This window comes from Treponema sp. Marseille-Q3903 (assembly GCF_014334335.1).
Lineage (GTDB): Bacteria > Spirochaetota > Spirochaetia > Treponematales > Treponemataceae > Treponema_D.
In genome coordinates this window covers 1,996,999-2,013,663 of sequence record NZ_JACSEU010000001.1, presented here as the reverse complement: position 1 = coordinate 2,013,663, position 16,665 = coordinate 1,996,999, and the positions used below count along the sequence as shown (strand labels likewise).

The following is a 16,665-nucleotide window of genomic DNA, read 5'->3' as shown; positions in this document are numbered from 1 at the left end:
ATTTATGCTGAATGTAAAAAAAATACTTTATTCGATGCTGGTAAGCTTGATTTTATTAAGCTCCTGTAAAAATATTCAAAATTCAGAAAATGACTCTCATCTTAATGCAAGGGTAAAAATTACTTCTGAATATAATAAAAATATTGAATTTAATGTTTATCTGGAAAATGAATCAGGGCAGTCAGTAAATTGTGCAGTCGTTTCGGTTAAAAGCTCATCAGGAGTATCCCTGATTTTGGAATTTGATAATAATATTCAATGCTATAAAGGTAGTATGAATGGAATCGATAACGATAATTATGAAATTAAAGTTAAATCAAACATCATCGGCGATACATATAAAATTATTGTCCCTCACTTTAGATTAGACAGCAAACCGGTTGTAACAAACTTTTCCGATTCTGAAGGTAATAACGTGCTTTCCGGTAAAAGTCTTATAAATACAAATGAAATTCAAATATCATGGGATTCTGTAAAAGCTGATAATGTTGTTTATCAAGTAATAATACGAAACTCGTTATCTGCTAAATGGCTTGCTTCTGTAAAATCAAACTATGTAATTATTCCTGTAAACTCGTTGGAACCGGGTACATACTATCTCACAATTAATGCCCAGAATATATATGGGGATGTTCTGTTTGAAACGTATAATTATTATTCTGTAAGCAATTGTTCCAGTGCATCGATAAGTTTCTGTATAGAATAAAATGAAACGAATAATCTATATTTTATTTTTGATATTCTTGTTTTTCAGTTGTAATAATAATCTTCCTGAATATTATGAAATTGAAATAAAATCACCAAAACAAAACTGGATTTATTATACGGATACGGAAATTGTTTTTTCCTGTAATGTAAAAGATAGAAATTTAATCTGGTATTCATCAATTGACGGAAAGATTGGAGAAGGATACCATTTTACAAGAAGTCTTTCTGAAGGAAGCCATACTATAACATTAAAAGACAATAAAGCAAAAAAAACATCTTCTGTATGTATAGAAGTGCAGGCAAATCAAAATTATAAAAATATAAGTTTGATTACACATTTGCCGTTTAATTTCAATATCGATAAAAATGAATCGTTTGGCATTTTCAGCCTGAATGGTAAAATGGATTCTTCTTTTCTTGAATTTAATTCAGAAAAAAACAATAAAAATGATACTGAATTTAACAGGGATATATATTTAAAAAATAATCTGATGAATTTACAGATTAATAAAATAAAATCTGCACGAAATATAGAATCTGGTTATCAATCTAGAGAATTTTATGTCATAAATACAAATGAAACTCTAAATTCTCCACATAAAATAATTGCAGAAAAATATTATGATGGTAATGAATTTTCTGTCTGGATTCCAAAAGGCATTGCAAATGTTAATCACGATGACATTGATAAAATTATTATGCCTTTGGAAAATTTTGTAATGAGGCGCGTTAAAGAACTTTGGGGAGAATGCGCAGATATAGATTCAAATGGTAAATTAACAATCCTTTTTTCAAAAACAATAAACGAAGAAAATAAGGCTGTTGGCTTTTTTAATTCAAAAGATTTCTTTAGAAACATTAGTGAGAAAACTAGCAGCGCATATAATCCATATAGTAATGAAATGGATATTATCTATGTAGCTTTTCCTGATAGTGAAAATAGAAACTACTCGATAGAATCAATTATTGCCACTGTTTCTCATGAATTTGCACATGCTGTTAATTTCTCGCAAAAAACCTGGAAATCCCTTTCAAAAGGCGACAATGACATTGTGCAAGAAGAATTATTTCTGGACGAAGGCTGGAGTCATCTTACAGAATTATTATGCGGTTATGGAAGCTCTGGAGGAGATATAAATTTCATAAATTTTTATCTCGAAAATTCAAGTTATTATTCATTTTGTAAAAATGATTATTTAGGAAGAAATGATAGTGTCGGTCAGAGAGGAGCTGTATGTCTGTTTTTATACTGGTTATTTGAAAAAGCAGGTGGAATCGGTTATGAAAATGACGGAATTGATTTTATAGATCAGGGGGGAATTAGTTTTTTAAAGTCCATGACTGATACTAAACAGACAGGATGGGATTGTATCGGAAATTATTTCAATAAAAATACTGACAGTCTATTCATAGAATTTTCAAAAATATTATTAAATCAAAATATTAATTCCTTTTTCAATGAAAATAAAAAAGATCCGGTTACTAATGAATATTTTTTGAAAAATGTAAGTTTGAAGAAGCTTCCGTGCAGAGAATATTGTAAAATATTACCTTACTCTATAAGTAATTTTGGTATTTCCAATAATTCTGGGTGTATAACAGTAAATGGAACTGCATTAAGTGGGAATATTTACTTATACAGGTATTGACAGAGCAACAGGCAGTTACTCATCCGCCTGCATCGAATCCTAAATAAAATTTAATACAGAATCGTATAATTATGGTATTTGTTTATAAAACCGGTTTTATCTCCGACTTCCAGTATGTCATATATAACCTTAAGCCTGTTTTTTATTGAGCCTTCGGATAAATGATATTCTACCGCAATGGCAGCATATTTTTCATTATTTAATATCATTTTTAACCATTCATAATCCCTGTGAGTAATACCATCAAAAGAAGATAATCTTAAAATCTTCTCTTCTCCTGAATTGCCGGAAGTTATATTCAGCAGAAAAGTTTCAAGCATCAGACAGAAAATAAAAATAAAGTCCTGAAGCAGCACCTGTACATATATCCGTATTCCCTGTTTTATTGGGATAATAAGAATAAAAATTAAAAACAAAACAGTTATAATAATTTTGAAAAGTTTATTTCGTATATAAAAGCCCCTAAGCCTTAAAATTACATAAGATAAATAGAATAAGAAGACCGGAATTACACCGGATGAATCAACATACAGTAACCAGAGTCCGTAAGTAATAGAGACAATGGCAAGCAGGCCGAACCGTGCAGGCACAATTATCAGCAGGCTGAATATAATGCACGAAACTGAATTTATTATGATGCCGCTTATACATATATAAGAATTTACGGTGATATCATCTGAGAACAGCTTTACTAACTCAAAGCAGTTAGAGAGTAATAATAGAAAAATAGCGGCAATACAAAAAAACTGTATTTTCTTCTTATTATTTTTTGAATATAAATTTAATGACATTTAATCTGTAATTAAATCATATACTGACGGACTGATAGTGTCAAACAAATATTCTCTTTGAAATATGACTTTTTTATACCCGAATATGACCTTTTTATGACTTTATTTTCTCTAATCGTGATATAGAATTATTGCAGGGTACATAAATCTGTAAGAGAGAGGGTTATTGATGAAAAAGATTATTTTAACATGGTTTATAATTACCGGTACTGCAATTTTTTTTTCAGGCTGCAATACAGGAAATTCAATTTCTCCTGAAAGGCAATTAGTTTCTGATAAAGAAATTTCCGTAAGCTGGAATGATACCTCTGATACAATAAACGCATTCGAAGCGAAAGTCAGTGTATACAGTATGAACAGCCGCAGAGACACTTCCCTGACCCTAACATCGCAATACCATTTAGCTGCTAAATTAATTAATGATGAACAGTATGTAAGATTAGACATGCTTAATCAAAGCCCTGACGGACGTTTCAGATCCGTTATTTCTAATGATAAGGAAATGATTATGTTTGACAGCGCTTCCAATGAGATTCAGCAGAGAATTCCACTTGAAGCAGCTCCAGATGATTTAGCATTTATGGGATATGGATTAGGTTTTGGAAAAGTAAATCTGGATTCCATAAAGAAAGAGGCAACAAGACTTAATTTTGATATCACAGAAGATAAAAAGAATTCAAGCCTTACCCTGTCGCTTCCGAATGAATTATTCACATCTGAATTCGAAAAAAGAATATCTACACGGGTTTCGTTTGACTCTGCAGCAGACGTACTTACAGAAATGGAAACCGTTGCTGTTAAAAATGACGGAGCGACAGTTACAACTTCAGCCGAATATGTATACCAGAAATGTGGTGATGAATATGTCAAAGTCGGAATGATTACAAAAATTGTTACAGATTATGAAAAAAGAATCGAAGGAATTCCTGAAGATACAGAATATTTTAAAACTATTGATGATATTCCTGAAATTTCAGAAGAAGATTTCAATAAAATGAAAGAAAACGGAAATATCTTTGAAGAACCGTCAGTTAAATTTGGAGACCCCGGGGACCTGAGTTGTATTGAGACAATTGTAGAAGTTTATGAAGATGTCGAAGTTAATAAAACAGAAGATTCTGTATTTAAGCTCTTAGGAAATTTTTAGGAGGAAACGCTAAATGACAAAAAGAAATGTTTATAGTTTATTGATTGCTGCCTTCTGCTTCAGCAGCAGTAGTATATCTGTGGCTGCCCCGGGAATAGGTAATAAAGTTTCCGGATTATCAGATAAAAATTACCGTGAATTCAGCGGATTCAGTTTTGATGCCATTCCTTCTTCAGAGCATAAAGAATCCCTTAAGGTCAGGGTAAATAGTGAAATAGATTATGTAATTCAGGATGACATAGAAAAAGGACATACAGACCGTTATGCCATAGTCGGACATAGTCAGGGAGGAATCAGAGTGCTTGCATACGCCGCAATGCTTGAGCGAAGAATAAATGATCCATATTTGACTTTGCAGGAGAGAGAGGAAGCAAGAGCAAATTATGAAAGATTAAGAGCTGTAATTACAATTTCCGGTATTGATAAGGGACTGAAAGCTTTGGAAAATAATTTCAGTACTTTAAAAGCAAAAGCAACCGAAGACGGAAATATCTGGCTGAACGGAATTCATGGAGTTGCTAAAATCACAATAGTAACTACACTCATTGAAAAATATGTAATGAATAAAATCGGAATCAGTTCTGCCGGGGATATTGTAGATAAGATTGATTATATCTATCCGGGATTTGCAAACAGCTATATAAAACAAGGCTGGAATTCTGCAAGTTATCCGGTAATTGCTGAAATATATGATATGGTTCCCGGTTCTGCTTTCATTAGGGAAAATGTTTCAGATACCACTTCTGTTACATATAAAAAACAAACAGGTACACGGAAATACACAAGATGGGAAAGAGTAAGCTGGTGCTGGTGGTGGTGGGTGACTCATGAAGAACCGGTATACACTACATATACGGCATATAAAGATAATCCTAAATTTTCAGGAAAATTACCTGTCGGCTATATTGTTGGAACCAACAGCAATACTTTAAGCCTTGCCAGCGATAAAGAACAGATAATACGTTCTTACTGTAAAACAGCCTCAAACGTATTTGAAACTGCCCAGATATTAAATCATGTCAGAACATATTTAGCGTTCGGATTTCTGACCGGACACTATAATGCATACAGGGATTGCTGTACCGCAAGAGACTGGTTTTGTAATGTTGACGGAGAACTGAATGAACTGAAAGGGTCAGCAGAGAATGATGGTCTTGTAGCAAAAGAGAATCAGTTTTTTCCGAAACAGTTTTATAATCCTGCTACAGGGAAATATGAAGAAGTTCACTCAAACGTATTGGGGAAAAAGCCAAAAGGGTATGTTGAAATCTATAAGAACCACAGGGATATTAATTGCGAGGAAACATTCAATGATGTTGTCTTTCCTATGCTCAAGGAAGCCGGTGTCATAAAAAAATAATTAAAACCGGCCGCCTGCATAATGCACTACAGGCAGCTGCCGTAAAGGAGACTTCTTATGAAAGTAAAAACTTTAATCATCATACCTCTGATAATGATGACCTTGTCATGCAGATTTAATTTTTCTAAAGAAGTAAAAAAGAAAAGGCAGCTGCCTGCCTATGAACAGGACAAGGTCTGGACATTACATACAACAGCGCATTCTAGTTCTGAATATGGACAGCAGTACGGAAGGTATTATTACATTTTTGAATACAAACGCCCGGGAAAAAATAAAGGGATATTTTATTCAAAAATAGATTTAAAATATGGAGAACGCCTGTGGAGCACTCCTGTACAGAGAACATTTTCATGTTATCCGGTCTTAATTACAAGAAACGGAAAAAATTATATTTTAATAAAAAATATAGGCTGCATTGACTGCTATGATGATGCAACAGGCTTAAAGACAACAACCATAACATATTTTGAAAATGACATTGAGAAAAACCGGACATATATAAGGGCTGATAACTGGATTCTGGTTGATGACTCGCTATACTGGCCTAATTCTCCTGATTATAATCCTCATAACACGGAAAACCCCGGAATCATAAAGTTAGATTTATCGTCAGTTGACTTTTCAGAGGGTGCGCCGGAGACCCAGTATGTTAAACCTGCGCTTGTCTGGCAGAACAGGTATGACGACCAGTCTGTAATGATGACCCCTGTGGCAAAGGATGGCGTCATTTATTTCATAACCTTCAATCAGTTTGAAAAATATGATGCCAGCATTATGGGCGCCTACGATACAAGAGCTAATACACTCAGATGGGAAAAAAAGACATATAAACTTTTCGGTTATGGATTTGTGAACATGTATATTGTAGATGACAGATTATACATACTGGAAGACCCCAGTCAGGGGTGTTACGACATTTCAACCGGTAAAGCTTTATGGGAGCAGACTTTTTCTCTGGAAGAAATGAAAAAACAGATGAGTGTTGGTGCATCAATTTACAGCGTAGGAATAACCTGGTGGAATAAAAAATTCTATTTTACAAATACTGCAGGTTATCTGTCTTCAGAAATGTCAGGAATTCCCGAGGAATTCATCACAAACATCCAGTGCATTGATGAAAACGGTAAATTCATCTGGGGAGATCTGCCGGAAGACTCTGGCTCACTGTGGACAAAGCCTGAAGTAGTAAACGGAAAATGCCTCGTCGTAGTATGGGACAGCCTGAGGGTTTATGATGCAGAGACCGGAGAAATACTCGGTGTAGATTATTCGGTAAAGAGCCTGGGGATGGATAAAAATGCCGTTTATGATGATATGTTTATCTATTTTAATTTTGATCAGGAAACTCTTACCAGTGAACTTGTTGCTATAAGACCGTAAACGGCAAGGCATGTATTTATGCGGAATGTAAAAAAAATACTTTATTCGATGCTGGTAAGCTTGATTTTATTAAGCTCCTGCAAAAATATTCAAAATTCAGGAAATGACTCTCATCTTAATGCAAGGGTAAAAATTACTTCTGAATATAATAAAAATATTGAATTTAATGTTTATCTGGAAAATGAATCAGGGCAGTCAGTAAATTGTGCAGTTGTTTCGGTTAAAAGCTCATCAGGAGTATCCCTGATTTTGGAATTTGATAATAATATTCAATGCTATAAAGGTGGTATGAATGGAATCGATAACGATAATTATGAAATTAAAGTTAAATCAAACATTATCGACGATACATATAAAATTATTGTCCCTCACTTTAGATTAGACAGCAAACCGGTTGTAACAAACTTTTCCGATTCTGAAGGTAATAGCGTGCTTTCCGGTAAAAGTCTTATAAATACAAATGAAATTCAAATATCATGGGATTCTGTAAAAGCTGATAATGTTGTTTATCAAGTAATAATACGAAACTCGTTATCTGCTAAATGGCTTGCTTCTGTAAAATCAAACTATGTAATTATTCCTGTAAACTCGTTGGAACCGGGTACATACTATCTCACATCAGATTTTCAGACTTACAAACATCCAGTGCATTGATGAAAACGGTAAATTCATCTGGGGAGATATGCCGGAAGACTCTGGCTCACTGTGGACAAAGCCTGAAGTAGTAAACGGAAATCCATCAGGCATCTCAATTCGCTTTTTATTCAGCTTCAACTTTTTCAATATGTGCGCCGAGTTTTTTCAATCGGCCGACAAGGTCTTCGTATCCTCGTTCAATCTGATAGACGTTGCTGATTCTGCTCTTTCCGTGAGCGCACATCGCTGCAATCACCATCGCCATACCGGCACGGATATCCGGCGAAACAAGATGGTCGCCGTGTAGCATACTAGGACCGCATACAACTGCACGGTGTGGATCACACAGCGTAATCTTCGCTCCCATTGAAATTAGCTTATCGACGAAAAACATTCGGCTTTCAAACATTTTTTCAAAAATCAAAACAGTCCCGTCAACTTGAGTCGCAACTACTGTCATAATCGATGTCAAGTCAGCAGGAAATCCCGGCCAAGGCATATCATCGATTTTTGGGATTGCGTTTCCCAAGTCTGCATTTACTTTTAGAGTTTGCGTATTTGGAACTGTAAGTTCATCGCCGTTTATTCTCCATGAAATTCCAAGCTTTGCAAAACTGTATTTTAACGGACGCATTTCTTCCGGGCGAATTCCTTTGATTGTGATTTGACCTTTAGTTGCTGCCGCCATCCCTATGTATGAACCGATTTCTATGTAGTCAGGACCGATCGTAAATTCAGTTCCATGGAGTTTTTCTACGCCTTCAATTTTAAGGATATTGCTTCCAATTCCGGAGATTTTTCCACCCATAGAGACAATCATGTTGCATAAGTCTTGAATATGTGGTTCGCTCGCTGCATTTTTGATGATAGTTGTGCCTTCAGCAAGTGCTGCGACCATCACTGCATTTTCTGTTGCGGTAACAGATGCTTCGTCTAAAAAAATGTCTGCGCCTACAAGTTTATTTGCTGAAAAATTAAAATGTCCGTTTACGGTGATTTGTGCCCCAAACTGTTCGAGAGCGAGAAAATGAGTGTCCAAACGGCGTCGACCGATTACATCTCCTCCAGGAGGCATCATCTCGCATTTTCCTGTACGTGCAAGAAGCGGACCTGCAAACACGATTGAACCTCGAACTTTTTTTGTAAGTTCTCCGGGAAGCTCTGAAGTTTTAATATTTTTGCACTGAATCTTCCAGTTATTTTTGCTGAGTTTTTCAACTTTTGCACCGATAGATTTCAGAATTTCAATCATCACGTTTGTATCCTGAATCTCCGGGATGTTGTGAAGAACGACAGGCTCTTCTGTCAGCAAAGCCGCTGTGAGACACGGAAGCGCTGCGTTTTTGTTTCCGCTAGCTGTAATTTTTCCCTGAATCGGATATCCACCGTCAATTACATACTCGTGCATATATATGTCCTGTAATAAATTAATTCTGCGGAGACTGAGTCAGCAGGTTAATTACAACATCGGCAGCTTTTGACATTTGGTTTAGAGAACACCATTCATTTCTTGAATGGAATTCGTGTGCGCCTGTAAAAATATTTGGAGTTGGAATGCCCATCTCTGTAAGGCGAGAGCCATCGGTTCCTCCGCGGATAGGCTGATGAATGATTTTTACACCGGAAGCTTCGTACGCTTTTTCAAGGCGTTCAACGACTTGTGGGTGTTGATCCATCTTGTTTTTCATGTTGAGATACTGCTGCTTAAAAGAAACTTCTACGCTTCCTCCGAATTCTTTGCAGACTTCGTCAGCAGCGGCTTTTATGATTTTCTTTTCTTTTTCGATTTCGTCATCGTAAAAAGAACGTAGCAACAGCGAAACTTCCGAAGACTCAATCGTCCCTGAAATTTCCATCGGAGCTATGAATCCTTCGTAATTTTCTGTAGTTTCTGGAGCCATGTCACGTGGTAGTTTGTTGACAAAGTTTCCTGCCAGCAAAACGGCGTTTATCATTTTGTCTTTTTTTGCGCTTCCCGTGTGACACGCCTTTCCTGTGAATTTTACTGAACAAGCCCAAGCGTTAAAACATTCGGTTTCCATTTCACCTTCATCTCCACCGTCAACTGTGTAAGCATATTTTGAACTTATGATGTTGAGAGGAACTTTGTCCATTCCGTGCCCTGTTTCTTCATCAGGTGAAAACATGATTTCAATCGGACCGTGTTTAAGTTTCGGATTTTCATAATTGTTCATAAGATATTCAACTGCCGCCATGATTGCAGAAATGCCTGCTTTATCATCTGCTCCAAGTAGAGTGCTTCCATCGCTTTTGATTATTGTATCAGCCTGACCTGTCGGAGATTCTTTATCGGAGAGGACTGAAATCACAGGTTTTACATTTTTTCCTGTGACTTCATCGACAGTGTCCATGTGCGCCATCAATAAAATAGACGGATATTTTGCTCTTTCTTCAGGGGCTGTTATGTTTGAATCGATTTTTGCGACGACATAGCAATAGTCTGTAAGGTAGACGTTTCTTGTTCCGAGGTTGCGCAGTTCTTTTACAAGAATTTTTGCAAAATCCCATTGCTGTTCTGTAGATGGGATTTTCCCTGCATCGGCAGCTTTTTCATCGCTTTCGGACCAAATTTTTACGTAGCGTGAAAAGCGGTCTAATAATTTATTCATCTCTTCTTTGTTGTTGTATATGTAATTCATAAAGTAAAGAATAATGATTTTTATGAAGATTGTACACATGTGTGTTATTTTTTTGAGAACATTGAAATAAAACGCTAAATGTGGTATTGTGAAAAAACAAATCCCACTATAAAAGAGGTCAAATATGCCTTATACCGAACCAACAAGTCTTGCGATTGTTGCGTGTCCTGGTGGCGAAGCTTTCGCCAATGAAGTCATAACGCACCTTAAACACATGTATAAACACCGCTTCACTTTGAAAAACGATGTTATATCAAAACGTTATGAGCTGACTAAAGAAGAGCTTGTACAGAGAATTAATTTGCAGAATGATTTGCAGACTAGCGATCTTTGTATAAGAGGTGCTACAGATAAGTACAGACCGCCTGTGTTTAAAGTAAATGCACGGTTCACTTATTTTGCTAACGGTGAGGTAAAGACCGAACTTTTAGAAACAATCCGTGGAAAAGACGTTTACATTTTTCAGGATATCGAAAACCACGAAGTTCTTTCATTGAACGGCGGCGCAAACAAAGTAAAAATGTCAGTAAACGACCATGTTATGTCGCTCCTTGTGACTATCGATGCCGTGCGAATGGCAGGGGCTGGAAAAATCACTCTTGTTGTTCCTGCATATCCTTATGCTCGCCAGCACAAACGAAAGGGACGCGAAGGTCTCACAGCTAGCCTGCTTGGGCACATATACGAAATGCAAGGCGTTTCAAGAATAATCACTCTCGATTTACATTCTCGTGAAATTCCTAACGCATTTTCGCATTGCAATCTCGATAACCTTCATGCAAGTTACCAGATTATACGTGAACTGAGTAAAATTGTTGACCTTACAGGTAAAAAAGACGATCTTGTAATCGTTTCTCCAGATACTGGTGCTATTGACCGCAATAAATTTTATGCGTCAGGGCTTAAGCTTCCTCTTGCGATGATTTACAAAGAGCGCGATTACTCTATTGTAACTCAAGACGCCCATTCAACTAATATAAAATCGGTAAAACTTTTAGGTGATGTAAAAGGCAAAGTCGCTTTCCTTGCAGACGATATGCTTGGAACTGGTGGAACACTTCTAAAAGCGATGAGCTTTTTAAAAGAGCAGGGTGCTACAAAAGTCATCTGCGCTATCTCTCTTCCTTTGTTTACTGGGGACGCAATTAAAGATTTTGATGAAGCGTATAAAAAAGGTCTGTTCTACAGAATTATCGGTACGAATGCTGTTTATCACGAAAATCTTTTAAGCCGCGAATGGTTTATAAACACCGACGTAAGCGGACTTTTTGCTAACGTGATCACACGCACTCACTATAATCAGTCGCTGAGCGAATTGCTCGACAACAGAAATATCATTGAAAAAGTTGTAAAACAAAACAGCAATCCTGTTTCCTGCGAAGAAAAAAAAGAAGATTCTAAAAAAGAATGAATGATGTTGTTCTGAGTGTAGACATCGGGACGACTTCGCTTAAAGCAGGTTTAATCACTGCTGAAGGTGAAGTCGTTTCTTTTTGTTCCGTTCCAATTGAAAATCCTCATGACAGATTTGTAGCTTGCTCTTGGTATTCGGCGCTGTTAAAAGCTGTAAAATCTTTTGATGCGAAAGCAAAAATAATCGGCGTTGCCGTTTCAGGAAATGGTCCAACTCTTGTCACGGATTTTGGATTCACTTTTCGTTGGAATGAACGAAATTCTCCATCGTTACCTCCTGCATCAGATGGCTCTATTTTTTTACCAAAGTTGATAACTTTTAAAAATAATTTTCCACACGAATACAAAAAAGCCCGAAAGATTTTTTCCGGCCCTGAATATTTGATTTATGTTTTGACAGGGAAAGAAGTTACAATTTTGCCGGAAGAACGGTTTTTGTCTGCATATTGGAATCAAAAGCAATGTAAAGCTTGTAAAATAGATTACAAAAAGTTGCCGCCTTTTGTAAAAACTTGTTTAAATTGTGGGCAATTAAATCAGTCTTTTATAAAAGAAGCGAGAGAAGTGTCTGAAGGCAGCTTGTCTTTTTTGTCCGTTTGCAGCGTATTTTCATGCGGTCCGGATTTTATCGCTGCACTGATAGGCACGAATACTCTCCGGCCCGGAAAACTTTGCGATCGCTGCGGAAGCTCTGAAGGTTTAAATTTTTGTTCTGATAAAACCATAAAAGGAGACAAAATTCGCACTCTCCCTTCTGTTATTACGGGGCTTTGGAATGCGTCCGTCTTAATTCCTGATAGCAGTTTGATGACTGATGAGCAGCGGCTTGAAGCTGTTGCAGACGGAATAGATATTTTACGAAAAGCCGCTTTAGATAACAAAATAGAGTTTCCTTCACAAATGGCAGTCACCGGCGGGCAGACAAACGACGTCCTTCTTTTAGAAGAAAAGTCAGAAAGATTGAACATGAAGATTTTTCATCCGTTTTCACACTGCGAGCTCTTGGGCGATGCATGCGTCGCCTTCAAAGGGCTTGGCGTTTATAAAGACATTCCCGAAGCTGCAGCACACATAGTAAAGGGAATGTGATATAATGACTGCAAATACAGGCTGCAAAAATAAATTGATTTCAAAGGCAAATGATGAAAATTTATAAAATCCCGCAAAACCTAAAAGCGATTATTTTTGATATTGATTCAACTTTATATACAAATGACGCTTATGCGTTCGAGCAAGTAGATTGCCAAGTTCGTCAATTTGCAAAACTTCGTGGAATTACTGCCTCTCAAGCGCGAAAGATGGTTGCAGATTATAGACAAAAATTTGCTGAGGAGCATGGCGGGAGCAAAATCAGCCTTGGAAACACTTTGCTTGCATTCGGCGTTCCAATCGAACAAAGCGTAGAATGGCGTCGAAAGCTACTGGAACCGTCAGACTTTTTAAGCGTTGATAAAAAACTTATCGATGAAATGAAAATCTTAAATCAACATTTTAAACTTATAGCTGTAACAAATAATCCTGTTTTTCCGGCGAGAAAAACTCTTCAAGCGATCGGCATCTCTGATTTTTTTCCAAAAATTGTAGGGTTAGATACATGTTTTAAGTCGAAACCTGCCGTTGAGCCGTTCATGGAAGCTTTAAAAATTCTTTGCGAAAAGGCAGAAGACTGCCTTGCCGTTGGTGACCGTTACGATATCGATATCGCAGTGCCTTTGGAACTCGGGATGGGCGGAATTGTTTTAAACGGAGTTGAAGAAGTGTACCAACTATCTCAAAATGTGCTATAATAGCGTCCAAATGACAATTAAACCATTTAATTCAAATCTTGAATTTACAACGAACGGTGAACTTTCTCTATTTTTTATTGGGACAGGCAATGCTTTTGAAAAAGACGTGTTCCAGACGAATCTTTTTATTGCAAAAGGCAAAGACCATCTTCTTATTGACTGCGGAACGCTTTGCTCTTACGTGATGGAAAAATGGTGTAATACAGATATAAAAGATATAGAAAATGTTTTGTTTACACATCCTCATGCAGACCATATCGGTGGGGCAGAGGAGATGGCTCTTGTCGGAAAATATATTGCAAGGCGTAAGATAAATCTGGTTATCACGGATAAGCTTAAAAAGTTGCTCTGGAATGAATCTCTGCGAGGCGGCATTCAATATTCTGAAGAAGGTAAGATGACGCTCGATGATTATTTCAATCAGTTGCCGATCAAACAGATTCGGAAAAAGCCTTTTGAAATGCATGAAGCGAATGTCGGTTCAATAAATTTAAAATTGTTTAGGACGAGGCATGTTACAACGCATAAAAATTCGTTGCGAGACTCTATGCTGTCTTATGGTGTGATTATCGATGATAGGATTTTATTCACGGCAGATACACAGTTCAATGAACCGCAGTTGAAATTCCTCCTTGAAAAATATAATATTGAGACAATTTTTCACGATTGTGATATTTCGGGATATTCACGCGGCGTTCACGCTTCTTACGAAGAATTGTGTTCATTTCCCGCTGAAATACGAAAAAAAATGTACCTTTGTCATTATACTAAGGTGATAGAGAATATTGATACTGTAAAAGCCGGGTTTGCAGGACTCGCAAAACCAAGACAGTATTACATATTCTAAGCTGCAAAGTAAATCAGATTCAGTAGCTCAGCTGGATAGAGCACTGGACTCGTAAATGCTAAAACTTTCTGCGAAAGTTTTTTAACGCATTTGCTATCGTATAACCTAACCAGAAGGTGTGCGTTCAAATCGCATCTGAAAGCTGGAAGCTTATGATTCAGATGCGACATTATTTTTATAATTAGATTCAGTAGCTCAGCTGGATAGAGCACTGGACTCGTAAATGCTAAAACTTTCTGCGAAAGTTTTTTAACGCATTTGCTATCGTATAACCTAACCAGAAGGTGTGCGTTCAAATCGCATCTGAAAGTTGGAAGTTTATGATTCAGATGCGACATTATTTTTATAATTAGATTCAGTAGCTCAGCTGGATAGAGCACTGGACTCGTAAATGCTAAAACTTTCTGCGAAAGTTTTTTAACGCATTTGCTATCGTATAACCTAACCGGAAGGTGTGCGTTCAAATCGCATCTGAAAGTTGGAAGTTTATGATTCAGATGCGACATTATTTTTATAATTAGATTCAGTAGCTCAGCTGGATAGAGCACTGGACTCGTAAATGCTAAAACTTTCTGCGAAAGTTTTTTAACGCATTTGCTATCGTATAACCTAACCGGAAGGTGTGCGTTCAAATCGCATCTGAAAGTTGGAAGTTTATGATTCAGATGCGACATTATTTTTATAATTAGATTCAGTAGCTCAGCTGGATAGAGCACTGGACTCGTAAATGCTAAAACTTTCTGCGAAAGTTTTTTAACGCATTTGCTATCGTATAACCTAACCGGAAGGTGTGCGTTCAAATCGCATCTGAAAGCTGGAAGTTTATGATTCAGATGCGACATTATTTTTATAATTAGATTCAGTAGCTCAGCTGGATAGAGCATCCGCCTCCTAAGCGGAAGGTCGTGCGTTCAAATCGCATCTGAATCATAAAATATGTCAAAATAAAGAGGAATCTATGAAAAAAGTTTTAGTTACTTCGACTAATCCGGAAATTCTTGAAGTTGTAAAAGAAAGCTCGCTCAAATATTCAAAATCGCTTGATGCTATTTTTTGCCCTGATACAGATGAAGCTTTGAGCCTTATAGATTATGAACTTCCGGAAATCAAAGTGCTTGATTTTGCTTCGCCTGATATTGATTGTGACAGAATTCTTTCCGCAATCGATGCTGACCCTTGGCTTCATAATGGCGGAATTATCGCAATCGCAAAAAACGGTCGTGAAGTTGAAGAAATTTCAAACCGCAAAAACCCAAACATCTTGATTGTAGAAACTGTTTCCGGTTTTAAACAGAATTTTGACAGGCTTTTACGAGTTTTGTGGAGCAATCAGCAGTTTTTGTTTAACCGTGGAATGCAGGGCAGAATGGGCAGCGAAGAAATCGGAAGCTTTATATGTGACAATGACATTCTAGATATCAGGCTTTATGCAAGTTTTCTTGTAAATTATCTTTACTGCTCAAACCGTATAGACGAAAATACACGTTATGCTCTTCTTGCAACTTTGATGGAGCTTCTTACGAATGCGCTTGAACATGGGAATTGCGGAATTTCTTACAAAGATAAAACCGACTTTCTTTTAAGCGGCGGCGATATAATAGACTTGATAAATGAAAAGCGAAATCTTCCTGAAAATATAAATAAAAAAATAAAAATCGATTATTTAATCGGGCATGAAAAATCGACTTTTAAAATCACTGATGAAGGCGATGGATTTGACTGGAAAGCTCAGATTGCATCTTATAAGCCGGGAGTTACCGAAGCACATGGAAGGGGAATCGCTTTGTCAAAAGAACTTGTTTCAGCTCTTCGCTACAACGATAAAGGAAATGAAGTCAGTTTTGATATCAATAATATCAAGAATAAATCAAACAATGTTCCGGGCATCATGATTCCGTTCAAAACAATCATATATAAAAAACACGAAATTGTTTGCAGCCAGAATGAGCCTTCGACAGATCTTTTCTTTATAGTGTCTGGAAGATACGGAGTTTATGCAAACGGAAAACTCATTTCGGTTCTCACGCCAGATGATATTTTTATCGGTGAAATGGCGTTCTTGTTGAACGATCGCCGCTCTGCAACAATTATGTCTGCCGACGAAGGTAAATTGATTCGCATACCGAAGGTTTCATTCGTCAATTTGATCAGAAAAAATCCTCATTATGGAATATTCCTTTCAAAACTTTTGGCACAGAGGGTTTTAAGGCAAAACAGGAAGACGTTGCAGCTTCAAGCTCAAATCAACGAACTGAAAAACAGTTGATGATGTAAGTCACAGATATCA

14 protein-coding genes and 1 tRNA gene are annotated in these 16,665 nt (G+C 36.8%); 12 read left to right on the top strand and 3 right to left on the bottom strand.

From position 1 onward, the window contains the following. Window positions 1-4: 4 nt before the first annotated feature. Both H9I37_RS09110 and H9I37_RS09105 read left to right on the top strand, forming a co-directional pair. Window positions 5-706, top strand: a complete 702-nt coding sequence (locus H9I37_RS09110) for a hypothetical protein (protein WP_187382317.1) — start codon at window positions 5-7, stop codon at window positions 704-706. Between the two features lies 1 nt (window position 707). After that, window positions 708-2,357, top strand: a complete 1,650-nt coding sequence (locus tag H9I37_RS09105; protein ID WP_187382315.1) for a hypothetical protein — start codon at window positions 708-710, stop codon at window positions 2,355-2,357. A 50-nt stretch (window positions 2,358-2,407) separates the two neighbouring features. Here H9I37_RS09105 and H9I37_RS09100 read toward each other — a convergent pair whose 3' ends face one another. Further along, entirely contained in the window at window positions 2,408-2,677 is a 270-nt protein-coding gene (locus H9I37_RS09100) for a helix-turn-helix transcriptional regulator (RefSeq protein ID WP_187382313.1), read from the bottom strand. Window positions 2,678-3,317: 640 nt separating this feature from the next. Between H9I37_RS09100 and H9I37_RS09095 the strand changes: the two genes are divergently transcribed. Genes H9I37_RS09095 through H9I37_RS09080 form a run of 4 tightly spaced genes read left to right on the top strand, consistent with a single transcriptional unit; the run spans window position 3,318 to window position 7,689 of the window. Next, entirely contained in the window at window positions 3,318-4,295 is a 978-nt protein-coding gene (locus H9I37_RS09095) for a hypothetical protein (RefSeq protein WP_187382311.1), read from the top strand. Between the two features lie 13 nt (window positions 4,296-4,308). Next, window positions 4,309-5,655, top strand: a complete 1,347-nt coding sequence (locus H9I37_RS09090; RefSeq protein WP_187382309.1) for a hypothetical protein — start codon at window positions 4,309-4,311, stop codon at window positions 5,653-5,655. 57 nt (window positions 5,656-5,712) lie between these two features. Continuing rightward, window positions 5,713-7,035: a hypothetical protein gene (locus H9I37_RS09085; RefSeq protein ID WP_187382308.1), complete on the top strand. Its 1,323-nt coding sequence runs from the start codon at window positions 5,713-5,715 to the stop codon at window positions 7,033-7,035. A 48-nt stretch (window positions 7,036-7,083) separates the two neighbouring features. Next, complete coding sequence (locus tag H9I37_RS09080) at window positions 7,084-7,689, top strand: hypothetical protein (protein WP_187382306.1); 606 nt, start codon at window positions 7,084-7,086, stop codon at window positions 7,687-7,689. A gap of 106 nt (window positions 7,690-7,795) precedes the next feature. Here H9I37_RS09080 and murA read toward each other — a convergent pair whose 3' ends face one another. Together murA and pepT are read right to left on the bottom strand one after the other, a co-directional pair. Then, window positions 7,796-9,079, bottom strand: a complete 1,284-nt coding sequence (murA, locus tag H9I37_RS09075) for a UDP-N-acetylglucosamine 1-carboxyvinyltransferase (RefSeq protein WP_187382304.1) — start codon at window positions 9,077-9,079, stop codon at window positions 7,796-7,798. A 19-nt stretch (window positions 9,080-9,098) separates the two neighbouring features. Then, window positions 9,099-10,331, bottom strand: a complete 1,233-nt coding sequence (pepT, locus tag H9I37_RS09070) for a peptidase T (RefSeq protein WP_187382302.1) — start codon at window positions 10,329-10,331, stop codon at window positions 9,099-9,101. A gap of 124 nt (window positions 10,332-10,455) precedes the next feature. Between pepT and prs the strand changes: the two genes are divergently transcribed. The 6 genes from prs to H9I37_RS09040 all read left to right on the top strand — a co-directional run bounded on the left by prs (window position 10,456) and on the right by H9I37_RS09040 (window position 16,644). Further along, on the top strand, window positions 10,456-11,742 hold the full coding sequence (gene prs / locus H9I37_RS09065) for a ribose-phosphate diphosphokinase (RefSeq protein ID WP_187382300.1): 1,287 nt from the start codon (window positions 10,456-10,458) through the stop codon (window positions 11,740-11,742). Then, complete coding sequence (locus H9I37_RS09060; RefSeq protein ID WP_187382298.1) at window positions 11,739-12,833, top strand: hypothetical protein; 1,095 nt, start codon at window positions 11,739-11,741, stop codon at window positions 12,831-12,833. Before prs ends, H9I37_RS09060 begins: the two co-directional genes overlap by 4 nt. A 50-nt stretch (window positions 12,834-12,883) precedes the next feature. Then, window positions 12,884-13,531, top strand: a complete 648-nt coding sequence (locus tag H9I37_RS09055; protein ID WP_255422528.1) for an HAD family hydrolase — start codon at window positions 12,884-12,886, stop codon at window positions 13,529-13,531. 10 nt (window positions 13,532-13,541) lie between these two features. Then, the gene (locus H9I37_RS09050; protein WP_187382296.1) at window positions 13,542-14,378 is read left to right on the top strand and encodes an MBL fold metallo-hydrolase; all 837 of its coding nucleotides are present in this window, start codon (window positions 13,542-13,544) and stop codon (window positions 14,376-14,378) included. An 856-nt stretch (window positions 14,379-15,234) separates the two neighbouring features. Then, window positions 15,235-15,308, top strand: a tRNA-Arg gene (locus H9I37_RS09045). Window positions 15,309-15,336: 28 nt separating this feature from the next. After that, on the top strand, window positions 15,337-16,644 hold the full coding sequence (locus H9I37_RS09040) for a cyclic nucleotide-binding domain-containing protein (RefSeq protein ID WP_187382294.1): 1,308 nt from the start codon (window positions 15,337-15,339) through the stop codon (window positions 16,642-16,644). Window positions 16,645-16,665 lie beyond the last annotated feature (21 nt).

Coding starts and splice junctions, on each gene's coding strand:
- H9I37_RS09110 (WP_187382317.1), top strand. CDS start 5: ATGCTGAATGTAAAAAAAATACTTTATTCGATGCTGGTAAGCTTGATT.
- H9I37_RS09105 (WP_187382315.1), top strand. CDS start 708: ATGAAACGAATAATCTATATTTTATTTTTGATATTCTTGTTTTTCAGT.
- H9I37_RS09100 (WP_187382313.1), bottom strand. CDS start 2,677: ATGCTTGAAACTTTTCTGCTGAATATAACTTCCGGCAATTCAGGAGAA.
- H9I37_RS09095 (WP_187382311.1), top strand. CDS start 3,318: ATGAAAAAGATTATTTTAACATGGTTTATAATTACCGGTACTGCAATT.
- H9I37_RS09090 (WP_187382309.1), top strand. CDS start 4,309: ATGACAAAAAGAAATGTTTATAGTTTATTGATTGCTGCCTTCTGCTTC.
- H9I37_RS09085 (WP_187382308.1), top strand. CDS start 5,713: ATGAAAGTAAAAACTTTAATCATCATACCTCTGATAATGATGACCTTG.
- H9I37_RS09080 (WP_187382306.1), top strand. CDS start 7,084: ATGCTGGTAAGCTTGATTTTATTAAGCTCCTGCAAAAATATTCAAAAT.
- murA (WP_187382304.1), bottom strand. CDS start 9,079: ATGCACGAGTATGTAATTGACGGTGGATATCCGATTCAGGGAAAAATT.
- pepT (WP_187382302.1), bottom strand. CDS start 10,331: ATGAATTACATATACAACAACAAAGAAGAGATGAATAAATTATTAGAC.
- prs (WP_187382300.1), top strand. CDS start 10,456: ATGCCTTATACCGAACCAACAAGTCTTGCGATTGTTGCGTGTCCTGGT.
- H9I37_RS09060 (WP_187382298.1), top strand. CDS start 11,739: ATGAATGATGTTGTTCTGAGTGTAGACATCGGGACGACTTCGCTTAAA.
- H9I37_RS09055 (WP_255422528.1), top strand. CDS start 12,884: ATGATGAAAATTTATAAAATCCCGCAAAACCTAAAAGCGATTATTTTT.
- H9I37_RS09050 (WP_187382296.1), top strand. CDS start 13,542: ATGACAATTAAACCATTTAATTCAAATCTTGAATTTACAACGAACGGT.
- H9I37_RS09040 (WP_187382294.1), top strand. CDS start 15,337: ATGAAAAAAGTTTTAGTTACTTCGACTAATCCGGAAATTCTTGAAGTT.